Origin of the sequence: Janthinobacterium tructae, from assembly GCF_006517255.1 — a bacterium.
GTDB lineage: Bacteria > Pseudomonadota > Gammaproteobacteria > Burkholderiales > Burkholderiaceae_D > Janthinobacterium > Janthinobacterium tructae.
In genome coordinates this window covers 5,476,595-5,497,493 of record NZ_CP041185.1, presented here as the reverse complement: position 1 = coordinate 5,497,493, position 20,899 = coordinate 5,476,595, and the positions used below count along the sequence as shown (strand labels likewise).

Here is a 20,899-nt window from a genome sequence, read left to right as displayed (position 1 = left end):
ATCAGGGGCATTGACGCGCTGCACCAAAATAGTTCATCGGCTGTTGTGGGGTCACAACGGGATTCCACACGGCAAAACGGCCCGCAAACATCGTCTGCGGGCCGTTTTCAAGGGACTATGGGGCGCAAACCCCGCATATCCTCTAGCTTACGCCTGTGTGGCACGTTCGCCGACCCAGGCCGGTACGCCAGCCAGGGCGTTCGCCAGACCACTCGGATCGGTACCGCCCGCTTGCGCCATATCGGGGCGTCCGCCGCCTTTTCCGCCCACTTGCTGTGCAACGAAGTTCACCAGCTCGCCCGCTTTGACACGGGAAGTGGCGTCCGCCGTGACGCCGGCGATCAGGCTGACCTTGCCATCTGTCACGCTGGCCAGCACGATGGCAGCCGTCTTCAGCTTGTCTTTCAGCTTGTCCATGGTTTCGCGCAGACGGGCCACGTCGGCGCCATCGAGCACGGCGGCCAGCACCTTGATGCCGTTCACATCGACGGCTTGCGTGACCAGCTCATCGCCCTGGCCGGAAGCCAGCTTCGATTTCAGCGCGGCCAGTTCCTTCTCCAGCGCCTTCACATGGTCCTGCACCTGTCCGATACGGGCAGTCAGCTCTTCCGGCTGCGCCTTCAGCGCTTGCGCTGCTTCGACCAGGCGGCGGTTGATGGTTTGCACCAGCGCCAGCGCGCCCTCGCCCGTCACCGCTTCCACGCGGCGGATGCCGGCGGCCACGCCGCTTTCGGCGATGATCTTGAACAGACCGATATCGCCCGTGCGCTGCACGTGGACGCCGCCGCACAGCTCTTTCGAGCTGCCGATGTCGAGCACGCGCACTTCGTCGCCGTATTTCTCGCCGAACAGGGCCATCGCGCCATGCTTGACGGCATCGTCAAACGACATCAGGTGGGCCTGCGTGGCGCGGTTTTCCAGGATCTCTTTATTGACGATGGTTTCCACGGCGACGATCTGTTCCACCGTCATCGGCGCATGGTGGCTGAAGTCGAAACGGGTTTTGTCCGGATCGACCAGCGAGCCCTTTTGCGCCACATGGCTGCCCAGCACTTCGCGCAAGGCCTTGTGCATCAAGTGCGTGGCCGAGTGGTTGCGGATGGTGCGTGCGCGCTTGGCCGTATCGACTTGCGCCGAGACGGCGTCGCCCACTTTCAACACGCCGGACTCGAGCACGCCGTGGTGGCCGAATACGTCCGCCTGGATTTTCAAGGTGTCGCTGACGGCAAAGCTGCCGGCGCCCGAGGCGATCACGCCCTGGTCACCCACCTGGCCGCCCGATTCCGCGTAGAACGGCGTGGTGTCGAGCACCACGATGCCATCCTGGCCGGCCTTCAATTCCGTTACCGGTGTGCCGGCCGCGTACAGCGCCACGACCTTGCCGCTGAAGGTCAATTGATCGTAGCCGACGAAGGTGTTTTTCTCGCCCGTGTACTCGACCTTGCTGTCCTTGTGCGTCTTGCCGCCCTTGCGCGACAGTTCCTGGCTTTCCTTCAGGGCCGCGTCGTAGCCCACCTGGTCGAACGTGATATTGCGTTCGCGGCAAATGTCGGCTGTCAGGTCCGGCGGGAAGCCGTAGGTTTCGTACAAAGTAAATGCGGTGGCGCCGTCGATGCCCGTGGCATCCTTGGCCAGCTGCGCTTCCAGCACTTTCATGCCCGTTTCCAGGGTTTCGCCGAAACGCTCTTCCTCGGCTTTGAGCATGTTGGCAACGTTGTCTTTCGCTTCTTCCAGTTCCGGATAGGCGCCGCCCATCTCGATGGCCAGGTCGGCCACCAGCTTGTAGAAGAATGGTTTGGTCTGGCCCAGCTTGTGGCCATGGCGCAAGGCGCGGCGGATGATGCGACGCAAGACATACGCGCGGCCTTCGCTGCCCGGAATGATGCCATCGACGATCATGAAGGCGGCGGCGCGGATGTGGTCGGCGATCACGCGCAGCGACTTGTTTTCCAGGTCCGTGGCGCCCGTTTCGCGCGCGGCGGCGCGGATCAAATGCTGGAACAGGTCGATTTCATAGTTCGAATGCACGTGCTGCAGCACGGCGGCCAGGCGCTCCATGCCCATGCCCGTGTCGACGCACGGCTTCGGCAGCTTGTGCATGACGCCCGCTTCGTCGCGGTTGAACTGCATGAACACCAGATTCCAGATTTCAATGAAGCGGTCGCCATCTTCGTCCGGCGAGCCCGGCGGGCCGCCAGGAATGTCGGCGCCGTGATCGTAGAAGATTTCCGTGCACGGACCGCATGGGCCCGTATCCGCCATCTGCCAGAAATTGTCGGAAGCGTAGCGCGCACCCTTGTTGTCGCCGATGCGGATGATGCGTTCGACAGGCACGCCGATTTCTTTGGCCCAGATGTCATACGCTTCGTCATCTTCGATGTAGACAGTGACGGTCAGCTTGTCAGCCGGCAAGCCATACACCTTGGTCAGCAGTTCCCACGCGTATTGAATCGCGTCGCGCTTGAAATAGTCGCCGAAGCTGAAGTTGCCCAGCATTTCAAAGAACGTATGGTGGCGCGCCGTGTAGCCAACGTTTTCCAGGTCGTTGTGCTTGCCGCCGGCGCGCACGCAGCGCTGCACCGAGGTGGCACGCGTGTACGGACGGCTGTCCGTGCCCGTAAACACATCCTTGAATTGCACCATGCCGCTGTTCGTCAACAGCAAGGTCGGATCGTTGCCTGGCACCAGGGAGCTGGAACGGACGATGGAATGGCCCTTGGATTCGAAAAATTTGAGGAACTTGTCGCGGATTTCAGATGATTTCATGTTTTTTTGGCAAAGAGTGGCGGCAGCTTTAAAGGGAAGATTATACGTGATATGGGGTGCGGCAATGATGGCTGGCCAGGGCATTGTTGCGCCCGTGCCAACATCGACAGCCTGCCAGCTCAGGCCGGGTCGTGGTGGCTGGCACAGGCGTGCACAGTGCTGGCAACGGCGGCGCCCCCCGCCGTGGCTGTGGCGCCGGCAGCGGCATTGCAGTCGGCGCAGCGGCCGTACAGGGTCAATTCGTGGCGCTCGACGACAAAGCCTTGCGGCGCCATGCGCTTCAAGTCGCCCGGGCAATCATGCACGTCGAACACGCGCTGGCACGTGGTGCACTGGAAATGGTGGTGGTGGTGATTGGCGGCCGTGTTCGACTCGTAGCGCGGGTTTTCGCCCGGCAAGGTCACCACGTGCACTTTTTCTTCCAGCACCAGGGACTTCAAGTTGCGGTAAACGGTGGCAATGCCCAGCTGCGTCACCTGCAAGCTGGCCTGCACCAAGATTTCCTGCGCCGACAGGGGGCGCTGAGCCGACTCGATGGCGGCTTGAATAGCGGTTTTTTGACGTGTTGTGCGTTCCATAGCCGACAGAATACACCATCCGCCTGCATCTCCCGCCCGGAAAACTGTCACACAGTAATGATAATGGGTTATCATTATCATCTTCGGGCAGTCGCCCCATCCGGCAAGCGCCTGCCCAAACCCCGCAAACACCGATAGCCGATAAAGGAACTCTTGCCCATGTCCGTCCGTCCTCAACAACCCACTCCCCTCGCGCTGGCCATCATGCTGGCCTTTGCCGCCCCTGCCAGCGCCCTGGCGCAGCAAACCGCCACCTTGCCAGCCGTCACCGTTTCGGCCAGCGCCCTGGCCCTGGGCAGCGACGACATGAGCACGCCAGTGACCGTACTGGAAGGCGAAGCACTGGTGCTGGCAAGGGCTGCGACCCTGGGCGAGACCCTGGCGGGACAACCCGGTATCACCGCCAGCCATTTCGGCGCCGGCGCCAGCCGTCCCATCATCCGCGGCATGGATGGCCCGCGCGTCAAGGTGCTGTCCGATGGTGCCGAAGTGCAGGATGCGTCGACCATCAGCCCCGACCATGCTGTCGCGGCCGAGCCGATGCTGTCGGAACAGATTGAAGTCTTGCGCGGCCCGTCCGCGCTGGCCTATGGCGGCGGCGCCGTCGGTGGCGTGGTCAACGTGATCGACAAGAAAATCCCCACGCGCGTGCCGGCGAAAGGTGTTGAAGGCAGCGCGGAAGTGCGCGCCAACTCGGCGGCTCGCGAAAAGGCGGGCGCCTTTGAAGTCACTGGCGGCTCCGGCAACATCGCTTTCCATGCGGAAGGCGTCAAGCGCGATGCGAAGGAATACAAGGTCGGCAGCGGCTGGGAAGGCGGCTCCAAGGTGGCCGGCAGCTACAACAAGACGGACACGGGCAGCGTGGGCGTGTCGTGGGTGGGTCAACGCGGCTTCCTGGGCCTGGCCTTCACCAGCCAGCATGCGGACTACGGCTTGCCTGGCCACAACCACGAATTCGAGAGCTGCCACCCGCACGGCACGCACCTGCATTGCGGTGGCCACGACGGCCACGACCACGGTGCCGAAGAGGAACATGACCACGCGCACGGCAGCGTGCCCTACGTGAAGCTGAAGAGCGAGCGCTGGGATGTGCGCGGCGAATTGCGCGATCCCGTGCCCGGCTTCGCCAAGCTGCGCCTGCGCGCCGCATTCACCGATTACAAGCACGACGAAATCGAAGGCACGCAAATCGCCACCACGTTCAAGAACAAGGGCCACGATGCGCGCCTGGAAATGGAACACCATCCCGTCTTCGGCTGGCGCGGCGTGGTGGGCCTGCAAACATCGAAGCGCGATTTCTCGGCACTGGGCGAGGAAGCGTATGTGGCGCCGACGGTGACGAAGAAGCACGCGGCCTTCCTGGTGGAAGAATACAAGCTCGACCAATGGCGCTTCGAGGCGGGCTTGCGCCACGAATGGCAAGACATCACGGTCGACAGCGCCACCCTGCAGGACCGCAGCGCCAAGGGCACCTCGATCTCCTTGGGCGCCGTGTGGAAATTCGCGCCCCAGTATTCGCTCGGTTCGACCATCTCGCGCACGCACCGCTTGCCCAGCGCCGAGGAACTGTATGCGCACGGCGTGCACATGGCCACGGCCACGTATGAGCTGGGCAATCAAAACCTGGGCAAGGAAACGTCGAACAATATCGACTTGACCTTGCGCAAATATGCGGGCGCCACGACCTTCTCGGCCAGCGCCTACCGCAACAAGGTCGACAACTACATCTTCGGCTCCACGCTGGACAACCACGAAGGCTTCCAGCTGATCCAGTACGCCCAGCGCGACGCCACATTTACGGGCATGGAAGGGCAAATCCGCCAGCAGCTGAACCCCATGTTCGGTGCCAGCGTGTTCGGCGACTACGTGCGAGCCAAGCTGGCCGACGGTGGCGCAGGCAACAATAAAAACTTGCCGCGCATCCCCGCCCAGCGCGTCGGTGTAAAAGTTGACGCCAACTGGCAGGCGTGGAGCGGCGTGGCCGAGTTCTACCGCGTGGGCAAGCAAGACAAGGTCGCCGCGTTCGAAACGGCGACCCCGGGCTACAACATGCTGAACCTGTCCGCCAACTACGACACGCGCATCGGCACGACGCCGGCCCAGTTCTACATCAAGGCGAACAACCTGACGAATGAACTGGCGTACAGCCATACTTCGTTCATCAAGAACGCGGCGCCGTTGATGGGGCGCAATGTCACGGTCGGCATGCGCGTAACTTTCTAAGCTGTTTGAAACGTAGGTCGGCTTAGCGCGCAAGCGCGTAAGCCGACAACACCAATAACGTCAACAATGTTGTCGGATTACGCGGGGCTTTGCCCCGCTAATCCGACCTACGCCATGGATGGAATAATATCTATCCTGTCCGTACAAAATCCATCCACACCCCAGGCCAGCAGTTCGCTGGCCCGTTCCGGGGTGTTGACGGTGTAGCAGAACAGCCCGTATCCCGCCTCCTTGACTGCCAGCGCCAGCGCGCGCGTCAGCTGCTGATGGTTGCAATGGATCGCCACCACGCCCAGTTCCTTTGCCGTGCGTTCCCAGTCAGCGGGAATGGCTTCGACCAGCCAGCCGCGTGCCAGTTCCGGCGCCGCCTGGCATGCCGCTTCCAGTGCGGCGATGCTGAACGACGATAGCAGTGGCAATAACTCTCCTGCAGCAATTTCCTTTGCGAAATAATCGCGCGTGGCCCGCGCCACCGCCGCGCCCGTGGCCACGTCAACGCCGGGTGCCGGCTTGATTTCGATATTCATCCAGATGCGCTGCGCCTTGCAATACGCCACCACGGCGTCAAACGTGGGCACGCCCTCGCCTGCAAACTGCGGGCCGAACCAGGCGCCCGCTTCCATGGCGCCCAGCTGCGCGGCCGTGTAATCGCTGACATGGCCGCTGCCGGCCACGGTACGGCCCAGTTCCGGGTCGTGCACGACGACGGGCACGCCGTCGGACGCCAGCATGACGTCGAACTCCACGGCGCGGTAGCCGTAGGCCAGGCCACAGCGCAGGGCAGCCAGGGTGTTTTCAGGCGCCAGGGTGCCGCCGCCGCGGTGCGCCAGGGTGCGTGGATAGGGCCACATGATGTTCCTTTATCGTGATGAGGTTGTCGATCAAGACAGCTTGCCATCATCGCGCGCAAGCGCCACTGTGTAAAGGACGCGATCCCGCGATTGGCGCCACATCCGCACGGTTTCGTCGCAACCGCGTTGCGCCCGCGTGCAGAGCCGCCCATAATTGCCGCATTGCCAACCCGAGCGCCCACCTGAAAGCAGTCCCGCATGCACACTACCGACGCAGCCCCGCGCAAGACGGGCTTTCCCTACCAGCGCCTGCTGGCCGATGCCCGCTATGCGCTGCTGCTCAACGTCCTGTGTGCCCTCTTCATCACCTTCGTGCTAAGCGGTGGACAAAGCTTCTGGCTCAACCTGCTTGCGTCGATGTGCATCGGCAGTATTGCTTTCCTGCTCATCGACGGCATCCGCCTGGCGTGCTGGGGCGAACAGCGGCGCGTCCCATTGCTGCCCTTCACTGCCCTCATCATCGTCAGCGCCGCCGTGGCGCAAGTCGGCGGCACCATGCTGTTCGGCTGGCTGGCCAATATCGACGTTCCCGCGCCCGTGTCCATGTCGCCACGCAACGTCGGCATGACGGTGTTCACACTGGCGGCGGCGGGGGCCGCCATCCTGTTCTTTAGCGGCCGAGAAAAAATTGCGCGCCTGCAAATGGAGGCAGCCCAGGAAAAAGCCCGCGCCGAATCCGTGGCGCGCCAGGTTATGCAGGCCCAGCTGCAGCTGCTGCAGGCGCAGATCGAACCGCACATGCTGTTCAACACGCTGGCCAATCTGCAGGGCCTGATCAGCTTTGATCCGGAGCGCGCCCAGCTGCTGCTCGATCAATTGATCCAGTATCTGCGCGCCACCCTCTCTTCCTCGCGTGCCGGGTCCACCACCCTGGAGCAGGAGTTTTCCCTGATGCAAGCCTATCTGGGCCTGATGTCCACCCGCATGGGCGCGCGCCTGCGCTTTACGCTGGACTTGCCCGAGGCCTTGCGCGATATCAAAGTGCCACCCATGCTGCTGCAGCCGCTGGTGGAAAACGCCATCCAGCACGGCCTGGAGCCGAAGATCGAAGGCGGCCATATCCACGTGCAGGCGTCCACGGACGGCGGCGTGCTGATCCTGACGGTTGCCGATGATGGCCTGGGTCTCGATCATCCGGGCCAGACCAAGGGCACGCATCTGGGCGTGGCGAATATCCGCGAACGCCTGCGCGGCATGCATGGCGATGCCGCCAGCCTGTCGCTGGCCGCCAACCATCCGGCAGGCGTCGTCGCCCGCCTGACACTCCCCCTTCCACCCACCATCACGAGTCCCCTCGCATGAGCCACCACACCCCGCGCGCCCTGATCGCCGAAGACGAACCCATCCTTGCCGCCGCCCTCGCGCACGCCTTGCAACGGCTGTGGCCGGAACTCGACATTGTCGCCACCTGCGCCAACGGCGTGGAAGCCTTGCGGCAAGGCCTGGCACTGCAGCCCGACATCCTCTTTCTCGACATCAAGATGCCAGGCAAGACGGGCCTGGAAGCGGCCGAAGAACTGGCGGAGCAGTGGCCCGACGGTATTGTGTTTCCCCACATCGTGTTCGTCACGGCCTACGATGAATACGCACTGGCCGCCTTCGAACATGCGGCCGCCGATTACGTGCTAAAACCCGTCAATGATGCACGCCTGGGCAAGACGGTGGAACGCCTGCAGCAGCGCCTGCGCGACAGTGGTACAACAACAGCGCCCCCAACGGCAGGGGCAGGGGCAGCCACCACGACGGTACCCTTGGCGACGACGGAAACGGCGTCCGCCAGCGATGACAACCTGGCCCGACTGCTGAGCCAGCTGCAAGCCATGCTGCCGCCGGCGCCGCGCCTGCAAATGATACGGGCCGCCGTCGGCAACAGCGTACGCATGATCGCCCTGGCCGACGTCGTGTATTTCGAAGCGCTGGACAAATACATCAACGTCGTGTGCCGGGACAGCGAAGCACTGATACGCACGAGCCTGAAGGAACTCTTGCCCCAGCTGGACCCGCAACAATTCTGGCAAATCCACCGGGGCACCATCGTCAACGCCAGCGCCATCGCCACGGCCGTGCGCGACGACGCGGGCAAGCTGTCGCTGACCCTGCGCCAGCACCCGGCGCAGCTGCGCGTCAGTCCCTTATATGCCCATCTGTTCCGCCAGATGTAAAACGGTTACAACACCTGACAAAACCTAATGCAGCTGGTGCTTCAGGTCCGACAATTCATCGTGCACCTTGAGCACGGCGCTCTTCATTTCCGGCGTCACGCTGGACGCCGTGCCACAGGCCCGCTTGGCGCGGTCGCCCAACGACTCCATCTGGTCGACGGCCTGGCGGATGCGCGCATCGTCTTGCGTGTCGATGGCTTGCCGCACGGCACTCTTTTGCTGGTCCAGCTGGTTGATGCAATCCTTCAAGTCCATGGGCATGCCCTGCTGTTTGCCGCACAGCTGGGCCGCCTGACCGATCGCGTGTTCGATGGCGCCAAAGCGCCGTGCCACTTCCTTTACCTGCATCATGATGTGTCCTCCCATGCTATCTGCAGTTGGATCGTCAGGCCGATCCAAGGTTCCCCACCGCCCGCCAAGGCATTGAAATTTCCATGAGGCACTTTTTTGTAAGCACGTGTGACATTTTAGATAATTATCAAATCCTTCAGATACATTGGCGTACCTGAACCACCATGCCCTCCATGACCTCTTTGCCACCCCTGCCCCGCCGCGCGCCCGGCCTGCTGCTGATCGTCTTGCTGCACGCGGGACTGGCCTATGTCATCGTGCAGTCGCGGCCGCGCCTTGCCTCAGACGAGAACCTGCCGCAAGGTCCGGCCATCAGCTGGCTGCGCCACACGCTCCCGGCGCCGCCCAAGCCCCTGCCCTTGCCCTTGCCCAGCATCAAACCAGCTGCCGCGCGCGTGCCACGTCTGCCGAGTTTGCCCATCTTGGCGCCCGTCAGCCGCCCCCTGCCCGCCGCCAGCGTCACGCAGGCACCAGCGCCAGCAACGCCGGAAGCGATCACGGTGACGCCAGCGCCCAGCGCGGCCGATATCCTGGCGCAAGCCAAACGCGACGTGGGCAAGATCGACAGGGAGTTGCGCAAGGAATTCCCGCAGCGCGGCGAACAAAAACTGGACGACACGGGCTTCAAGCGCATGCAGCAAGGCTTTGCCGAGGCCTACGCGGCCGTGCCGCCGAAATGGTATGAAGCGTCAAAAATCGAGGAAGTGGGCGCGAATGCGGCCAAGGGCAGCCGCACCTACAAGATCACCAGCGCGCTGGGCACCTTGTGCGTGACCACGGGCGCAGGCAGAAATGGGGAAACGATGATCGGCAACTGCCCCAAATAGCCGCTCAACCCACCGCTTCGCGCGCGCCCAGCGGCTGCAGATGGCGCAAGCGCAAGGCGATCAGCACGCCGCCGCCCAGGCACAGGCCCAGCATGATGATGACGCCCGTCCAGCCATCGAAGCCCCACATCATGCCCGAGGCGGAACCGATCAGGCTCGATCCCAGGTAATAGAACAGCAGATAGAAGGCCGAAGCCAGCGCCTGCGGCGCGCGCGCGCGGCGGCTGACCCAGCTGCTGGCGATCGAATGCGAGGCAAAGAAGCCGAAGGTGGCCAGCGCCATGCCGATGACGATCAGCGGCAGCGAGTCGAACAGGGTCAATACAATGCCGGACAGCATCAGCGACAGCATGATCCACAGCACGCCGCGGCGCCCCAGGCGATCCACCAGGCGTCCCGCCCAGACGGAACTGAAGATGCCGATCAGGTACAGAAAGGCCAGCAAGCCGACCGTGCTCTGGCGCAAGTTGAACGGCGCGGCCAGCAAACGGTAGCCGATGTAGTTGTACAGGCTGACAAAACACCCCATCAGCAGGAACGCCAGGCAAAACAGCCACGGCAAGCCCCGGTCGGAAAAATGCTGTTTGATGGCGTGCGGCAAGGCATTCCAGCCACGGGTACTGGGCACGAAATTTTTCGATGCGGGCAGGCTGCGCCAGAATTCCGCCGCCGCCAGCACGCCGGCCACGCCCAGCGCGCCCAGGGCCCAGCGCCACGAGAGGAAATCGCTGAGCATGGAAGCGATCAAGCGCCCCGACATGCCGCCAAAGGCGCTACCGGCAATATACAAGCCCATCGACAGGCCCAGCGACGGTCCCTCGATTTCCTCGCCCAGGTAAGCCATGGCCACGGCCGGCATGCCGCCCAGGGCAATGCCCAGCGCCGCGCGGATCGCCAGCAGCTGCGCGTAATCCTGGGCGAAGGCGGACAAAATCGTCAATATGGCGGCGGAAAACATCGACGCCACCATCAAGGGCTTGCGGCCGATGCGGTCCGAGACGGCGCTCAGCAGCACCAAGGAAATGGCCAGCAAGCCGCTCGACACGGACAGGGACCAGCTGCTCTGCGCCGGCGTCAGGTGGAACTGCTGTGACAGCAGCGGGAACAGGGGCTGGATGCAGTACAGCAAGCTGAAAGTGGAAAAGCCGCCGAAGAACAGGGCGCGGTTGCTGCGCTTGAATTCAATGGACCCCTTGGCGATGGCCGAACGGGGAGCGGGAGCAGAAACCGGGATGGCCGATGGGGCAGCGGGGGCAAAAGCGAGCGATGAATCAGACATGGCCGTGTTTCAAAAGAGAAGCGAATCTGCATGTTAGGATTGCCAACTCATATCGTCCAATATATATTTAAGGCCCAACTCATACTTTAAAACGATTACTGGACGAACATGGAACTGCGCCACCTGCGTTACTTTGTCGCCGTCGCCGAAGAGCTGCACTTCACGCGCGCGGCCGAACGCCTGCACATCGGCCAGCCGCCGCTGAGCCAGCAAATCCAGGCGCTGGAAGCGGAGCTGGGCGCGCAGTTGTTCGAGCGCAACAAGCGCTCCGTGCGCCTGACGCAGGCGGGCGCGCTGTTTCTCGACGATGCGCGGCGCATACTGGCCCTGTCGGAACAGGCGGCCGTCACGGCGCGCCGGGCACAGCGGGGCGAAGCGGGCGAATTGCGCATCGGCTTCACGTTTTCCACGCCGTTTACGCCGTATTTCGCGACCGTCATCAACCGCTACCGCCAGCAATTCCCGCACGTCACCCTGACCTTGCATGAAATGGCCACATTGCATCAGCTGGAAGCGATCTCGGGCAGGACGATGGACCTGGGTTTCGTACGCCCGCCGGAAACGACGTATCCGGACGACATCCGCCTGACGCAATTGCGGCAAGACCCGCTGTTCCTCGTGCTGCCTGTCGCCCATGCGCTGGCGGCCAAGGAGGCGATTGCCATTGCCGACATGGCGGGCGAAGGTTTTGTGATGTACCCCAAGGATGCGGGCACGGGGATTTATCCGCAGATCTTCCGCCTGTGCAAGGCGGCCGGCTTCGTGCCCCAGGTGACGCAGGAAGCGGGCGAAGCGTCGACCATCATCGGCCTGGTGGCGGCCGGCTGCGGCATTTCCGTGCTGCCCGCCTCGTTCGACCGCATCCGCATGGATGGCGTGTGCTACCGCCCTATCGCCGACCCGCAGGCGACCACCAGCCTGTTACTGGCACAACGGGAAGAAGAAACGTCGCCGCTGGTGGCGGCGTTCGTCAAACTGGCCGAGGCAGCGGCGCTGGAAGGGGGAGCGTAGGTCGGATTAGCGGCGGCACGCCGCGTAATCCGACAACAGCGTTGGATTACGAATAATCCGCGTCCAGCTCCGAACCCGCGTAGTTTTCCAGGTCCTCGAACAGGCTTTTCATGCTGGCCCGCGTCAGGATTTTATGCACGACGGTGCAGCTGCGGCGGTAGGATTCTATGCGGTCGAGCAACACCGGGTGATGCTGCACGGGCACCTTGGCCACCAGGGCGGCCCAGCCTTCCTCGAAGTCGGGCTTGTTCTTGCGCACGGAACGCACGAAGCGTTCAAACTCCTTTTGACCCGTGCGCGCCATGATGCGTCCGCCGCCTTCGATGGCGAAGATGATGGCCACGGCAATCACACCCTCGGCATTCAGGTCGCTATCGCTGACGGGGCCGTTGTCATGGTGGCGGCGCAGCCAGCTGGCAAGGCGCACCACAGCTTGCACTTCCTTGCGCTGTTGCAACTGCACCGCATACTTTTCATAGCCGGCCCAGTTCTGGTTCGGGTCGGCCTGGCAAATATCGATGAACAGCTCGCGCAAACGGCGCTGCAGGTAGACGGGGTCCTGGTCATATTCACCGACGAGGGCGTCTTCCGGCAGCTGCGACAATTCCTTGATCAGGCGAAAGCCCACCTGGAACGCGTGCTCGGCGCCGTGCTCGACGAGGAAGTCGAGGGCGGCCTGGTCGCCTTCATGCGTGACGGCCTGCTCCAGGCCCAAGGACACGCCGCCCACCGTCAGGAACAGCGCTTTCTGGATGCCGTCGGCCGTGCGTTCATTCGTGAACTTCTCGGCCACCATGGCCGTGATGCCCGTCAACTCGTCGGCCAGGTCCAGCGCCGCATCCTCGCGCGGGTCGTTCGGCAACAGCTTGATGGCGCGCACCAGGCGCGGAAGATTTTCTACAACAATTGCTGGCAGCATTAGACGTTTCCTGCTTTCATTACGAGAAAATACCGGTGCCAAGGCTGCGGCGCGTGCTGGAGCGCGGCGCGCTGCGCGTGCTCGGCACTTGCTTGCGCAGGCGGTACAGCAATTCCTTGGTACTGCGCTGCAACATGGTCGGCTCTTCGTCCGGGTCGTCCGAATATTCGGCATCGGCCAGGTCGGCGCTGTGGCGGAAGTCGGGGAACAGTTCGAACAGCGAGCGGTCCCAGCCGTCTTCATTCGCTTGCGCCAGCTCAATGGCCAGCGGCACGACGTCGTTGTCCGACGAGGTCACGCCCGTCACGTACGGTCCCTTGATGACGATTTCGCCCGCCACTTCGAGGATTTCCTTCGGCGCCATCGAGAACAAAATGGCGAACGCGGTGGCGCCCCAGTCGGTGGCGGACGCTTCGAGCAGCAGCTCGCGGCGGCGCTCGGCGTCGTCGGTGGAAAACACCACGCCGTGGATGTGCGCGAACAACGACTCGGCGATGCGTTCCGGATCATCCTCGATCTGGTCGTCGCTCCAGGTGGCGGCGATGAAGGCCAGGCTGTCGGCCCAGGCCTTCGGCGGCACCAGCAAGGTGGCCAGCGACATCTTGCCGCCGTCAAAGCCGGCCAGGTGCAGGGCCGTCACTTGCGGCGGGATGGCATTGAGCACTTCCACCACGGCCAGATCGCCGTACTGGTCGGCCGCATCGGCAAACGCCTGCTCGGCGTGGCCCAGCGAACCGGACAGCACCAATTCCATGACCTGTTTCGTCAGCGCGGGCAGGTTGCTTTTTTGTTCGGTATTTTGATCCTTGTTATCGGCCATGGTCGTCTCCATCCTGGTCAAACATCTGGGCGAAATCGTCGGTGGCTTCGTCTTCATCGTGCTCGTCGTCGCCGTCGTCATTGGCCGCCAGCTGGTCGAGCGACTGGTCGTCGTCGTCCCACAGGCGCGGGTTCTTGTGCAAAAAGGCCGTGATGATGGCCTGGCGCGCCAGGTCGGGGAAGCTCTCTTCAATGGCGGCATACATCTTCGCCGCTTCCGGCGCAGCGCAGGCGGCCATGGAAAACACGCGGGCCGGGTCGCCGAACTCGTAGTCTTCACTCTCGGCCAGCAAGCCTTTCGGGTCGCTGAAGGTGATGTGGTCGACCAGCGCGAAGGCCAGCATATTCACGTCTTCGATGCCGCCGCCGCTGGCGTACTCGCTCACCAGCGCGTCGACCATGCTTTTGTAGTTCTTGCGGTTTGGCGGGTCGCCGAGGATGCCATCGATCTGGCCTTCCAGCTCGCGCGACTGGTACGCGAATTCAGGGTGTACTCTTCTCATGCTGTGCTTTCCAATGTGATGCTGGGCACTTTTACATAAAAGTAAAAGCACCATTGTTTGTTGTTTTTCAAATCATTCAGGCTGGCCGGGCGACCGCCAGCAGGCTTAGTCTGCTGGCAGTACTGTGCCATGCAGGCGGAACACGCCGCACCACAGGGCATAGGCTTCCGCTTCCGGATCGATGATGATGCGGTGGTTCACGCTCTGGTCGTATTCGGCGCGCTTGACCGGGTCCGCCAGGATTTCATACGCCTTGGTGACGCTCTTGAAGCGCGCCTCGGCGCCGGGGGCCTGGTTGCGGTCGGGGTGGAAGCGCATGGCCAGCGAACGGTAAACCTTCTTGATTTCATCGTCGCTGGCATTGGGCGCGACACCGAGGACGTTATATAAATTTTCCATAAATGGCTCCGGGGTCACGTTTTGTTTGCTAATTAAAGGCAGATTATCCTATAGAACGGCGCCCGCGTCGCTTGCATGCTGGGATATGGGGGCAAATACGTGCTTATAAAGCGCTTGCGGTACGGTAAAATGCTTTTTACTGTCACTCTTCCGCATTGATCAATGAGCAACGATAAACCGAATACCGCCGCGCCAGCGCTGGCGCCCAATTTCTTGCGTAACATCATCGAAGCCGACCTGGCTGCCGGCACCCACGTGCGTCCCGGCCTGCCCCAGGTGATCACGCGTTTCCCGCCGGAGCCGAACGGCTACCTGCACGTGGGCCACGCCAAGTCGATCTGCGTCAACTTCGGCCTGGCGCGCGATTACGCCGGCCAGTGCAACCTGCGCTTCGACGACACCAACCCGGCGAAGGAAGAGCAGGAATACGTCGACACCATCATGGACAGCGTGAAATGGCTGGGCTTTGACTGGGAACCGAAGCATGCCGATGGCCAGAGCCACCTGCACTACGCGAGCGACTATTTCGACCAGCTGTACGCGATGGCCGAGTACCTGATCACGGCCGGCTTTGCCTATGTGGACAGCCAGAGCGCCGAAGACATGGCCGCCAACCGGGGCAATTTCGGCCAGGCCGGCAAGAATTCGCCGTTCCGCGACCGTCCTCGCGACGAATCGCTGGCCCTGTTCCGCGCCATGAAGGCGGGCCAGTTCAAGGATGGCGAGCACATCCTGCGCGCGAAGATGAGCGAAGATGCCATGAGTTCGCCGAACATGAACTTGCGCGACCCAGCCATCTACCGCATCCGCCATGCACATCACCACCGCACGGGCGACGCCTGGTGCATCTATCCGATGTACGACTACACGCACCCGATCTCGGACGCGCTGGAAAACATCACGCATTCTATCTGCACGCTGGAATTCCAGGACCACCGCCCGTTCTACGACTGGCTGCTGGAAACCCTGGCCGCCGGTGGCTTCTTCCAGCAACCGGTGCCGCACCAGTTCGAATTCTCACGCCTGAACCTGACCTACATCGTCACCAGCAAGCGCAAGCTGCGCCAGCTGGTGGAAGAAAAGATCGTCGACGGCTGGGACGACCCGCGCATGCCGACCCTGGTGGGCATGCGCCGCCGCGGCTACACGCCGGAAGCGATTCAATTGATGTGCGAACGCACGGGCGTGACGAAGTCCGACGGCTGGATCGACTACAGCGTGCTCGAAGGCTGCCTGCGCGAAGACCTGGACCCGAAGGCGCCGCGCACGGTGGCCGTGCTGCGTCCGTTGAAACTGATCATCGACAATTTCCCTGAAAACGAGAGCGTCGAATGCACGGCGCCCGTGCACCCGCACTTCCCGGAACGGGGCTTGCGCACCTTCCCCATCTCGCGCGAGCTGTGGATCGAGGAAGACGATTTCATGGAAGTGCCGAACAAGGGCTATTTCCGCCTGTATCCGCCAATAGCCGACAAGCCGGGCAGCCGCGTGCGCCTGCGCTACGGCTACGTGATCGAGTGCACGGGCTTTGACAAGGATGCAGACGGCAAGGTCATCGCCGTGCATTGCACCTACTTCCCGGACAGCAAGTCGGGCACGGAGGGCAGCTCGACCTACAAGGTCAAGGGCAATATGCACTGGGTCAGCGCGCCGACGGCGATCCCCGCCGAAGTACGCCTGTACGACCGCCTGTTTACCGACCCGCAGCCGGACGCGGGCGGCAAGGACTTCAAGCTGGCCCTGAACCCGCTGGCCAAGGAAGTGGTGCAAGCGTGGCTGGAACCGGGCGCGGAACTGGCCCAGCCGGAACAGCGCTTCCAGTTCGAGCGCCACGGCTATTTCGCGGCCGACCGCGTCGACAGCCAGCCGGGCAAGCCCGTCTTCAACCGCATCGTCACCCTGAAAGACAGCTGGCAGCCCGCCAAGTAAGGCGCCGCACGATCCACAAAAAAACCGCTGCGGCGGTTTTTTTTCGTTCCCAACAGAAATATTGCCTGTTGACTATATTCACGATAATTTTGTATATTAGGCAGCTATTGAGCAATTTACAATGTCGTTAGTGCTTGTGCAACTTGGTACAGCCTCCAGCACACAGGCGGCACCCGATTCCTCTTCCTGATGCGGATGGCGATGTCTACTACTGCCGGCAAACACTTATCTGCTGAAAAAAAACCGCTCTGGCTGCTCGGCGTCGTGATGTCGCTGATGGTGGGCCTGCTGTTCTACATGGCCGCCTCGCTGTCGATCGAAAACGATGCCAGCGAGCTATTCAACAATCTGTCGCGCAATACCCAGAAAAACATCGCATCACGCCTCAAGTCGTATACCAACTTGCTGCGCGGCACGGCCAGCCTGTTCCGCGCCAACGAACATGTGAGCCGCGAGCAATTCCACCGCTACGTGGCGAACATCGCCTTGCAACAGAACTACCCGGGCGTGATGAATCTCAATTACAGCCAGGAACTCGACGAGTCGCAGCGCGCCACCTTCGAAACGGCCATGCAGCGCGACTATCCGCCCGGGCGCGACGACTATCCGGCGTTTGCCATCCATCCGCCCGCCCCGCGCCCCCGTTATTCCGTACTGATGTACATCGAGCCGATCGCCAGCGCGCCGGAAAAGTATGGCTATGACATCGCTTCGCGGCCCCTGATCGCCGAAGCGCTGGAACAGTCGCGCGATACCGGGCAGCTCAGCAATTCCGGCGTGCCCGTGCCGATGGATGGCCGGCCGCAGCTGACGGGCATGGCCATGCGCCTGCCCGTGTACCGCTTCGGCATGCCGACCGGCACGGTGGAGCAAAGGCGCACGGCCTATCAGGGTTCCGTCGGCATCGGCTACGACCTGGTGACGATGATGCGCAGCGCACTGGCCGACATGCCGGTACGCAATGTCCGCCTGACCCTGTTCGATATCGGCCCGCAGGCGCGCGAGCCGCTGGACTTGCCGCACGACATGCGCCCCATCTTCGACAGCACGACGGCGGGCATGCATGCGCCATGGTGGCTGCCCGGCAACTCGGGCCGTTACCTGAGCAGCACGATGCTGATCGAACACAATGGCCGCGTCTGGCAAGCGCTGTTCAGCGTGCGCAAGAGCGACCTGTACACGCGCTTCGACGCCTTCCTGCCGTGGCTGGCCCTGCTGACCGGCTTTGCCAGCACCATGCTGCTGTACATGCTGTTTCATGCCCTGGCGTCGTCGCGCCGGCGCGCCATCCAGATGGCGACGGGCATGACGGAGGAATTGCGCGCCAGCCAGATTCGCCTGCAACTGTCGCACCAGAAACTGCGCCGCCTGGCAGCCCACGCCGACCGGATCAAGGAAGAGGAGCGCAAGCGCATCGCGCGCGAAATCCACGACGACCTGGGACAGAACCTGCTGGTCTTGCGCATCGACGCCGACATGCTCGCCTCGCGCACGCAGCGCCGCCACCCGCGCCTGAACGCCCGCGCCCGCTCGACCCTGGAACAGATCGACGCCACGATTAAAAGCGTGCGGCAGATCATCAACGACTTGCGTCCCACCGTGCTGGACCTGGGCGTGAATGCGGCCGTCGAATGGCAGGTGGCGCAATTTCGCCAGCGCACGGGCATCGCCTGCGAAGTGAGCGAAAGCCATGACGACATTTGCCTCAGCGATCAATGCGCCACGGCCCTGTTCCGCATCCTGCAGGAATCGCTGAGCAATATTTCCCAGCATGCGAATGCCAGCCGCGTGCAAGTCAAGCTGGAAAAGTGCCGCGACACCGTATCGATGAGCGTCAGCGACAATGGCGTGGGCGCGGCCATCGACGGACGCAACAAGCTGGGCTCGTTTGGTCTGGTGGGCATCGAGGAGCGCATCAAGTTACTGGGTGGCACTTTCTACATCGAAAGCAGCCCCGGCGCAGGCATGAGCGTGCATGTCAGCGTGCCGCTGGGCGCGGACGCCACGGCGTTTCCCTACCAGGAGAATGGCCGAGCCAGCGCCTGACAGCCATGTCCCGCATGAAACAAGCTCCGCTTGCGTATTTTGTAATTAGATGCAATATTGATGTAGAACAACTCAGCGCCAGCCCGCCATGGGCCAGGCATTCCTCGACCATTTACCAGGAGTACGCCCCGCCGCTCTCCCTTGTTGCACTGTATTTCCCACAACGCTCTTTACCACAAGGACATTCATGGATACGAACGACAGTTTCAAGGCAATTGCCGATTTGAATTTGGACGCGATCAAAGTCAAGCTGATGCATCGGGAGTCAGGCGAAGGATGGAGCCTGGAGAAGGCCAATGCGGTGGAGTTCGAGTACCGGCGCTTTCTGATCCTGATGAAACAGTTTCCGGAAGAAGAAACGGCGCCGCTGATGGATGTCGATACCTTCTGGCACTACCACATCCTCGACACCCTGAAATATGCGGCGGACTGCGAACAGGTGTTCGGCTACTTCCTGCATCACTTTCCGTACATCGGCCTGCGCGGCGAAGACGACGAAGCAGCGCACCGGCACGTGGGCGAGCGCATGAAGCAGCTGTATGAGCAAACGTTCGGGGAAGATTATATCCGCGCAGAAACGGCGTATTCGGGGCGCGCCGTACAGGCGGCGTATTCGGGACGGGCCGTGCAGGCCGCGTATTCAGGGCGTGCGGTACAGGCGACGGCATACTCGGGCCGGGCCGTGCAAACGGCGTTTTCCAGCGCGGCGGTGCAGGCGACCGCGTATTCAGGGCGCGCGACGGGGACAGCCAGCACGGCATTTTCCAGCGCACCCGCCACCTTGGCAGCAGCGCTGCTCAAGTCGTCTTCGAGCGGCCTGGAAATGGGGCGTTTCTATGTCGATCGTCCGGTGCTGAACCGCGACCCGCAATAGAAAAAACAGATGTGGCTGCCGCACGCGGCAAGCCTGACTTACCCAGACGGCACCTCTCAGTTTGCCGTCTGTCAGGCGCTCTTAGGCAGCCATCAACTCGCGCAGTTCACGAATGCTGAAATCGCTGATTTCATGCATGCGGATGAGGATCGTGGCGCCGATCGGCAAGGTGTTATGACGAATCTTGCTGATGACCGGTGGCGCCACTTCCAACGCTCGCGACAGGGCGGCATCGTTTTTCAGCTGCAGCTTGTCGATGATTGCATCGAGGACGCGATTCGGGTTGTAGGTAGGCAAAGAGGTAATTTGTTTGAGAGACATGATCGAAAATCCGTACTTGTTGTATTAAGGCAAAAAGAAACCGAATGTCTCTTCTGCAATAATTCAGGGTAAACACACTAAAAAGCGCCATCACTTATGCGGCTTTTAGGCCACAAACAATATAATACACGCTATTGTTGATTTTTGCGTAACTTAAAGCAAAATTGTGATAATTGAAGAGAATTGACGCACTTGGAATGTGCTAGAGGATAACTCAAATCGGGAAAATTTGCTGCACGTCATCAATTTTTACGATGAGCAACACCGCCGTGCATCAGCCAGACTATGGCCATGAGGGTGCCCAGGCGGGCCATATCGGCGGATAAATGCCAGCCTTGCGCGACCAGGCCGGCCGGGGTGGCCGGAAGGCAGGTGCCGGGGAAGGCGCCCACGCGGCACCAGGCCAGTTGCCGGCGAATTTCATCGGGCGGCGGTGGCGGCTGCAGCGCACGTTCGCGACGCCGCATATAGGCACGCACCTGTTCCTTGCTGGGGTGACTCGTAGCTCGCATGGATCGCTCCTGCTGACGGGAAACTGCGTCGCGCTAATTGTAGATGCCGAGCCCGCCACAACTAGCCAGGACGCGTGACGACATTGCTCACCATATCGCCAGCGCGCCATGATGCGTTTGCGTTGCATCAAATGGCAAGGCCCCGGTGTTGCGCCGAAGCCCGCACTGCGCCATGCTCCAGCGGCCTGGCGGCCAATAGCTGGCTCTTATTTCTTTTGCTGGCGCACGCGCTGTTGCTGTTTTTCCTGCGTTTGCTGGCGATTCTGCTTGCGCTCGAACAGCGTGACTGCATCTTTCTTGGCTTGCTCGGCGGTACGCATTTCCTCATGCGTATCGTGCGGAACAAAAAATTCGGCATCCTGCGCCGCCACGACCAGCTTGATGGCGGCGTCGTCGTCGAGGTCATACAGTTCCGTCAGGACGGTGGTGACCTCGTCCAGGTATTCTTCGTAAGTGAGGGTGGTCATGCTGTAGTCCTTAAGTGAATGGCGCGCCGCCGCAACGGCGCGCTGCGCACCGGTCCGGCAAA

At 62.1% G+C, this 20,899-nt stretch carries 20 protein-coding genes; 8 read left to right on the top strand and 12 right to left on the bottom strand.

The window, feature by feature from the left end; all coding sequences use genetic code 11:
- Window positions 1-147 precede the first annotated feature (147 nt).
- Both alaS and FJQ89_RS24115 read right to left on the bottom strand, forming a co-directional pair.
- Window positions 148-2,766: an alanine--tRNA ligase gene (gene alaS / locus FJQ89_RS24120; RefSeq protein ID WP_141172004.1), complete on the bottom strand. Its 2,619-nt coding sequence runs from the start codon at window positions 2,764-2,766 to the stop codon at window positions 148-150.
- Window positions 2,767-2,885: 119 nt separating this feature from the next.
- Complete coding sequence (locus FJQ89_RS24115; protein ID WP_141172003.1) at window positions 2,886-3,344, bottom strand: Fur family transcriptional regulator; 459 nt, start codon at window positions 3,342-3,344, stop codon at window positions 2,886-2,888.
- Window positions 3,345-3,503: 159 nt separating this feature from the next.
- Here FJQ89_RS24115 and FJQ89_RS24110 point away from each other — a divergent pair, with 159 nt between their 5' ends.
- Window positions 3,504-5,567: a TonB-dependent receptor domain-containing protein gene (locus FJQ89_RS24110; RefSeq protein WP_168208517.1), complete on the top strand. Its 2,064-nt coding sequence runs from the start codon at window positions 3,504-3,506 to the stop codon at window positions 5,565-5,567.
- Between the two features lie 107 nt (window positions 5,568-5,674).
- Here the strand turns inward: FJQ89_RS24110 and ugpQ are convergent, their stop codons facing one another.
- On the bottom strand, window positions 5,675-6,418 hold the full coding sequence (gene ugpQ / locus FJQ89_RS24105) for a glycerophosphodiester phosphodiesterase (RefSeq protein WP_141172002.1): 744 nt from the start codon (window positions 6,416-6,418) through the stop codon (window positions 5,675-5,677).
- 198 nt (window positions 6,419-6,616) lie between these two features.
- Here ugpQ and FJQ89_RS24100 point away from each other — a divergent pair, with 198 nt between their 5' ends.
- Together FJQ89_RS24100 and FJQ89_RS24095 are read left to right on the top strand one after the other, a co-directional pair.
- Window positions 6,617-7,720, top strand: coding sequence for a sensor histidine kinase (locus FJQ89_RS24100; protein WP_141172001.1), 1,104 nt, complete (start codon window positions 6,617-6,619; stop codon window positions 7,718-7,720).
- The gene (locus FJQ89_RS24095; RefSeq protein ID WP_141172000.1) at window positions 7,717-8,580 is read left to right on the top strand and encodes a LytR/AlgR family response regulator transcription factor; all 864 of its coding nucleotides are present in this window, start codon (window positions 7,717-7,719) and stop codon (window positions 8,578-8,580) included. The genes FJQ89_RS24100 and FJQ89_RS24095 overlap by 4 nt, the downstream gene beginning before the upstream one ends.
- A 24-nt stretch (window positions 8,581-8,604) precedes the next feature.
- Here the strand turns inward: FJQ89_RS24095 and FJQ89_RS24090 are convergent, their stop codons facing one another.
- Window positions 8,605-8,931, bottom strand: coding sequence for a hypothetical protein (locus FJQ89_RS24090; RefSeq protein ID WP_141171999.1), 327 nt, complete (start codon window positions 8,929-8,931; stop codon window positions 8,605-8,607).
- A gap of 173 nt (window positions 8,932-9,104) precedes the next feature.
- On the opposite strand from FJQ89_RS24090, the gene FJQ89_RS24085 reads away from it, so the two are divergent.
- Window positions 9,105-9,758 carry a hypothetical protein gene (locus FJQ89_RS24085; protein ID WP_141171998.1) on the top strand — a complete coding sequence of 218 codons (654 nt, stop codon included), beginning with the start codon at window positions 9,105-9,107 and terminating at the stop codon, window positions 9,756-9,758.
- Window positions 9,759-9,762: 4 nt separating this feature from the next.
- On the opposite strand, the gene FJQ89_RS24080 is transcribed toward FJQ89_RS24085, so the two are convergent.
- On the bottom strand, window positions 9,763-11,037 hold the full coding sequence (locus tag FJQ89_RS24080; RefSeq protein ID WP_141171997.1) for an MFS transporter: 1,275 nt from the start codon (window positions 11,035-11,037) through the stop codon (window positions 9,763-9,765).
- A 108-nt stretch (window positions 11,038-11,145) separates the two neighbouring features.
- On the opposite strand from FJQ89_RS24080, the gene FJQ89_RS24075 reads away from it, so the two are divergent.
- Entirely contained in the window at window positions 11,146-12,048 is a 903-nt protein-coding gene (locus tag FJQ89_RS24075) for a LysR family transcriptional regulator (protein ID WP_141171996.1), read from the top strand.
- A 46-nt stretch (window positions 12,049-12,094) separates the two neighbouring features.
- On the opposite strand, the gene FJQ89_RS24070 is transcribed toward FJQ89_RS24075, so the two are convergent.
- From FJQ89_RS24070 to FJQ89_RS24055, 4 genes are all read right to left on the bottom strand, one after another.
- Window positions 12,095-12,967, bottom strand: coding sequence for a hypothetical protein (locus FJQ89_RS24070; protein WP_116743402.1), 873 nt, complete (start codon window positions 12,965-12,967; stop codon window positions 12,095-12,097).
- Between the two features lie 19 nt (window positions 12,968-12,986).
- Window positions 12,987-13,787, bottom strand: a complete 801-nt coding sequence (locus tag FJQ89_RS24065; RefSeq protein ID WP_141171995.1) for a hypothetical protein — start codon at window positions 13,785-13,787, stop codon at window positions 12,987-12,989.
- Entirely contained in the window at window positions 13,777-14,289 is a 513-nt protein-coding gene (locus FJQ89_RS24060; protein WP_071079095.1) for a hypothetical protein, read from the bottom strand. Before FJQ89_RS24060 ends, FJQ89_RS24065 begins: the two co-directional genes overlap by 11 nt.
- Window positions 14,290-14,394: 105 nt before the next feature.
- Entirely contained in the window at window positions 14,395-14,688 is a 294-nt protein-coding gene (locus FJQ89_RS24055; protein ID WP_096234166.1) for a DnaJ domain-containing protein, read from the bottom strand.
- 162 nt (window positions 14,689-14,850) lie between these two features.
- Between FJQ89_RS24055 and FJQ89_RS24050 the strand changes: the two genes are divergently transcribed.
- From FJQ89_RS24050 to FJQ89_RS24040, 3 genes are all read left to right on the top strand, one after another.
- Window positions 14,851-16,617 carry a glutamine--tRNA ligase/YqeY domain fusion protein gene (locus FJQ89_RS24050; protein ID WP_141171994.1) on the top strand — a complete coding sequence of 589 codons (1,767 nt, stop codon included), beginning with the start codon at window positions 14,851-14,853 and terminating at the stop codon, window positions 16,615-16,617.
- A 201-nt stretch (window positions 16,618-16,818) separates the two neighbouring features.
- Window positions 16,819-18,663 carry a sensor histidine kinase gene (locus tag FJQ89_RS24045; protein WP_243136237.1) on the top strand — a complete coding sequence of 615 codons (1,845 nt, stop codon included), beginning with the start codon at window positions 16,819-16,821 and terminating at the stop codon, window positions 18,661-18,663.
- A 187-nt stretch (window positions 18,664-18,850) separates the two neighbouring features.
- A complete protein-coding gene (locus FJQ89_RS24040; RefSeq protein ID WP_141171993.1) occupies window positions 18,851-19,537 on the top strand; it encodes a glycine-rich domain-containing protein in 687 nt (228 codons plus the stop codon).
- Window positions 19,538-19,618: 81 nt separating this feature from the next.
- Here the strand turns inward: FJQ89_RS24040 and FJQ89_RS24035 are convergent, their stop codons facing one another.
- From FJQ89_RS24035 to FJQ89_RS24025, 3 genes are all read right to left on the bottom strand, one after another.
- Window positions 19,619-19,858, bottom strand: a complete 240-nt coding sequence (locus FJQ89_RS24035; protein ID WP_029496207.1) for a hypothetical protein — start codon at window positions 19,856-19,858, stop codon at window positions 19,619-19,621.
- Between the two features lie 242 nt (window positions 19,859-20,100).
- Complete coding sequence (locus FJQ89_RS24030; RefSeq protein WP_141171992.1) at window positions 20,101-20,370, bottom strand: hypothetical protein; 270 nt, start codon at window positions 20,368-20,370, stop codon at window positions 20,101-20,103.
- Between the two features lie 206 nt (window positions 20,371-20,576).
- Complete coding sequence (locus FJQ89_RS24025; protein ID WP_141171991.1) at window positions 20,577-20,837, bottom strand: hypothetical protein; 261 nt, start codon at window positions 20,835-20,837, stop codon at window positions 20,577-20,579.
- Between the last annotated feature and the right edge of the window lie 62 nt (window positions 20,838-20,899).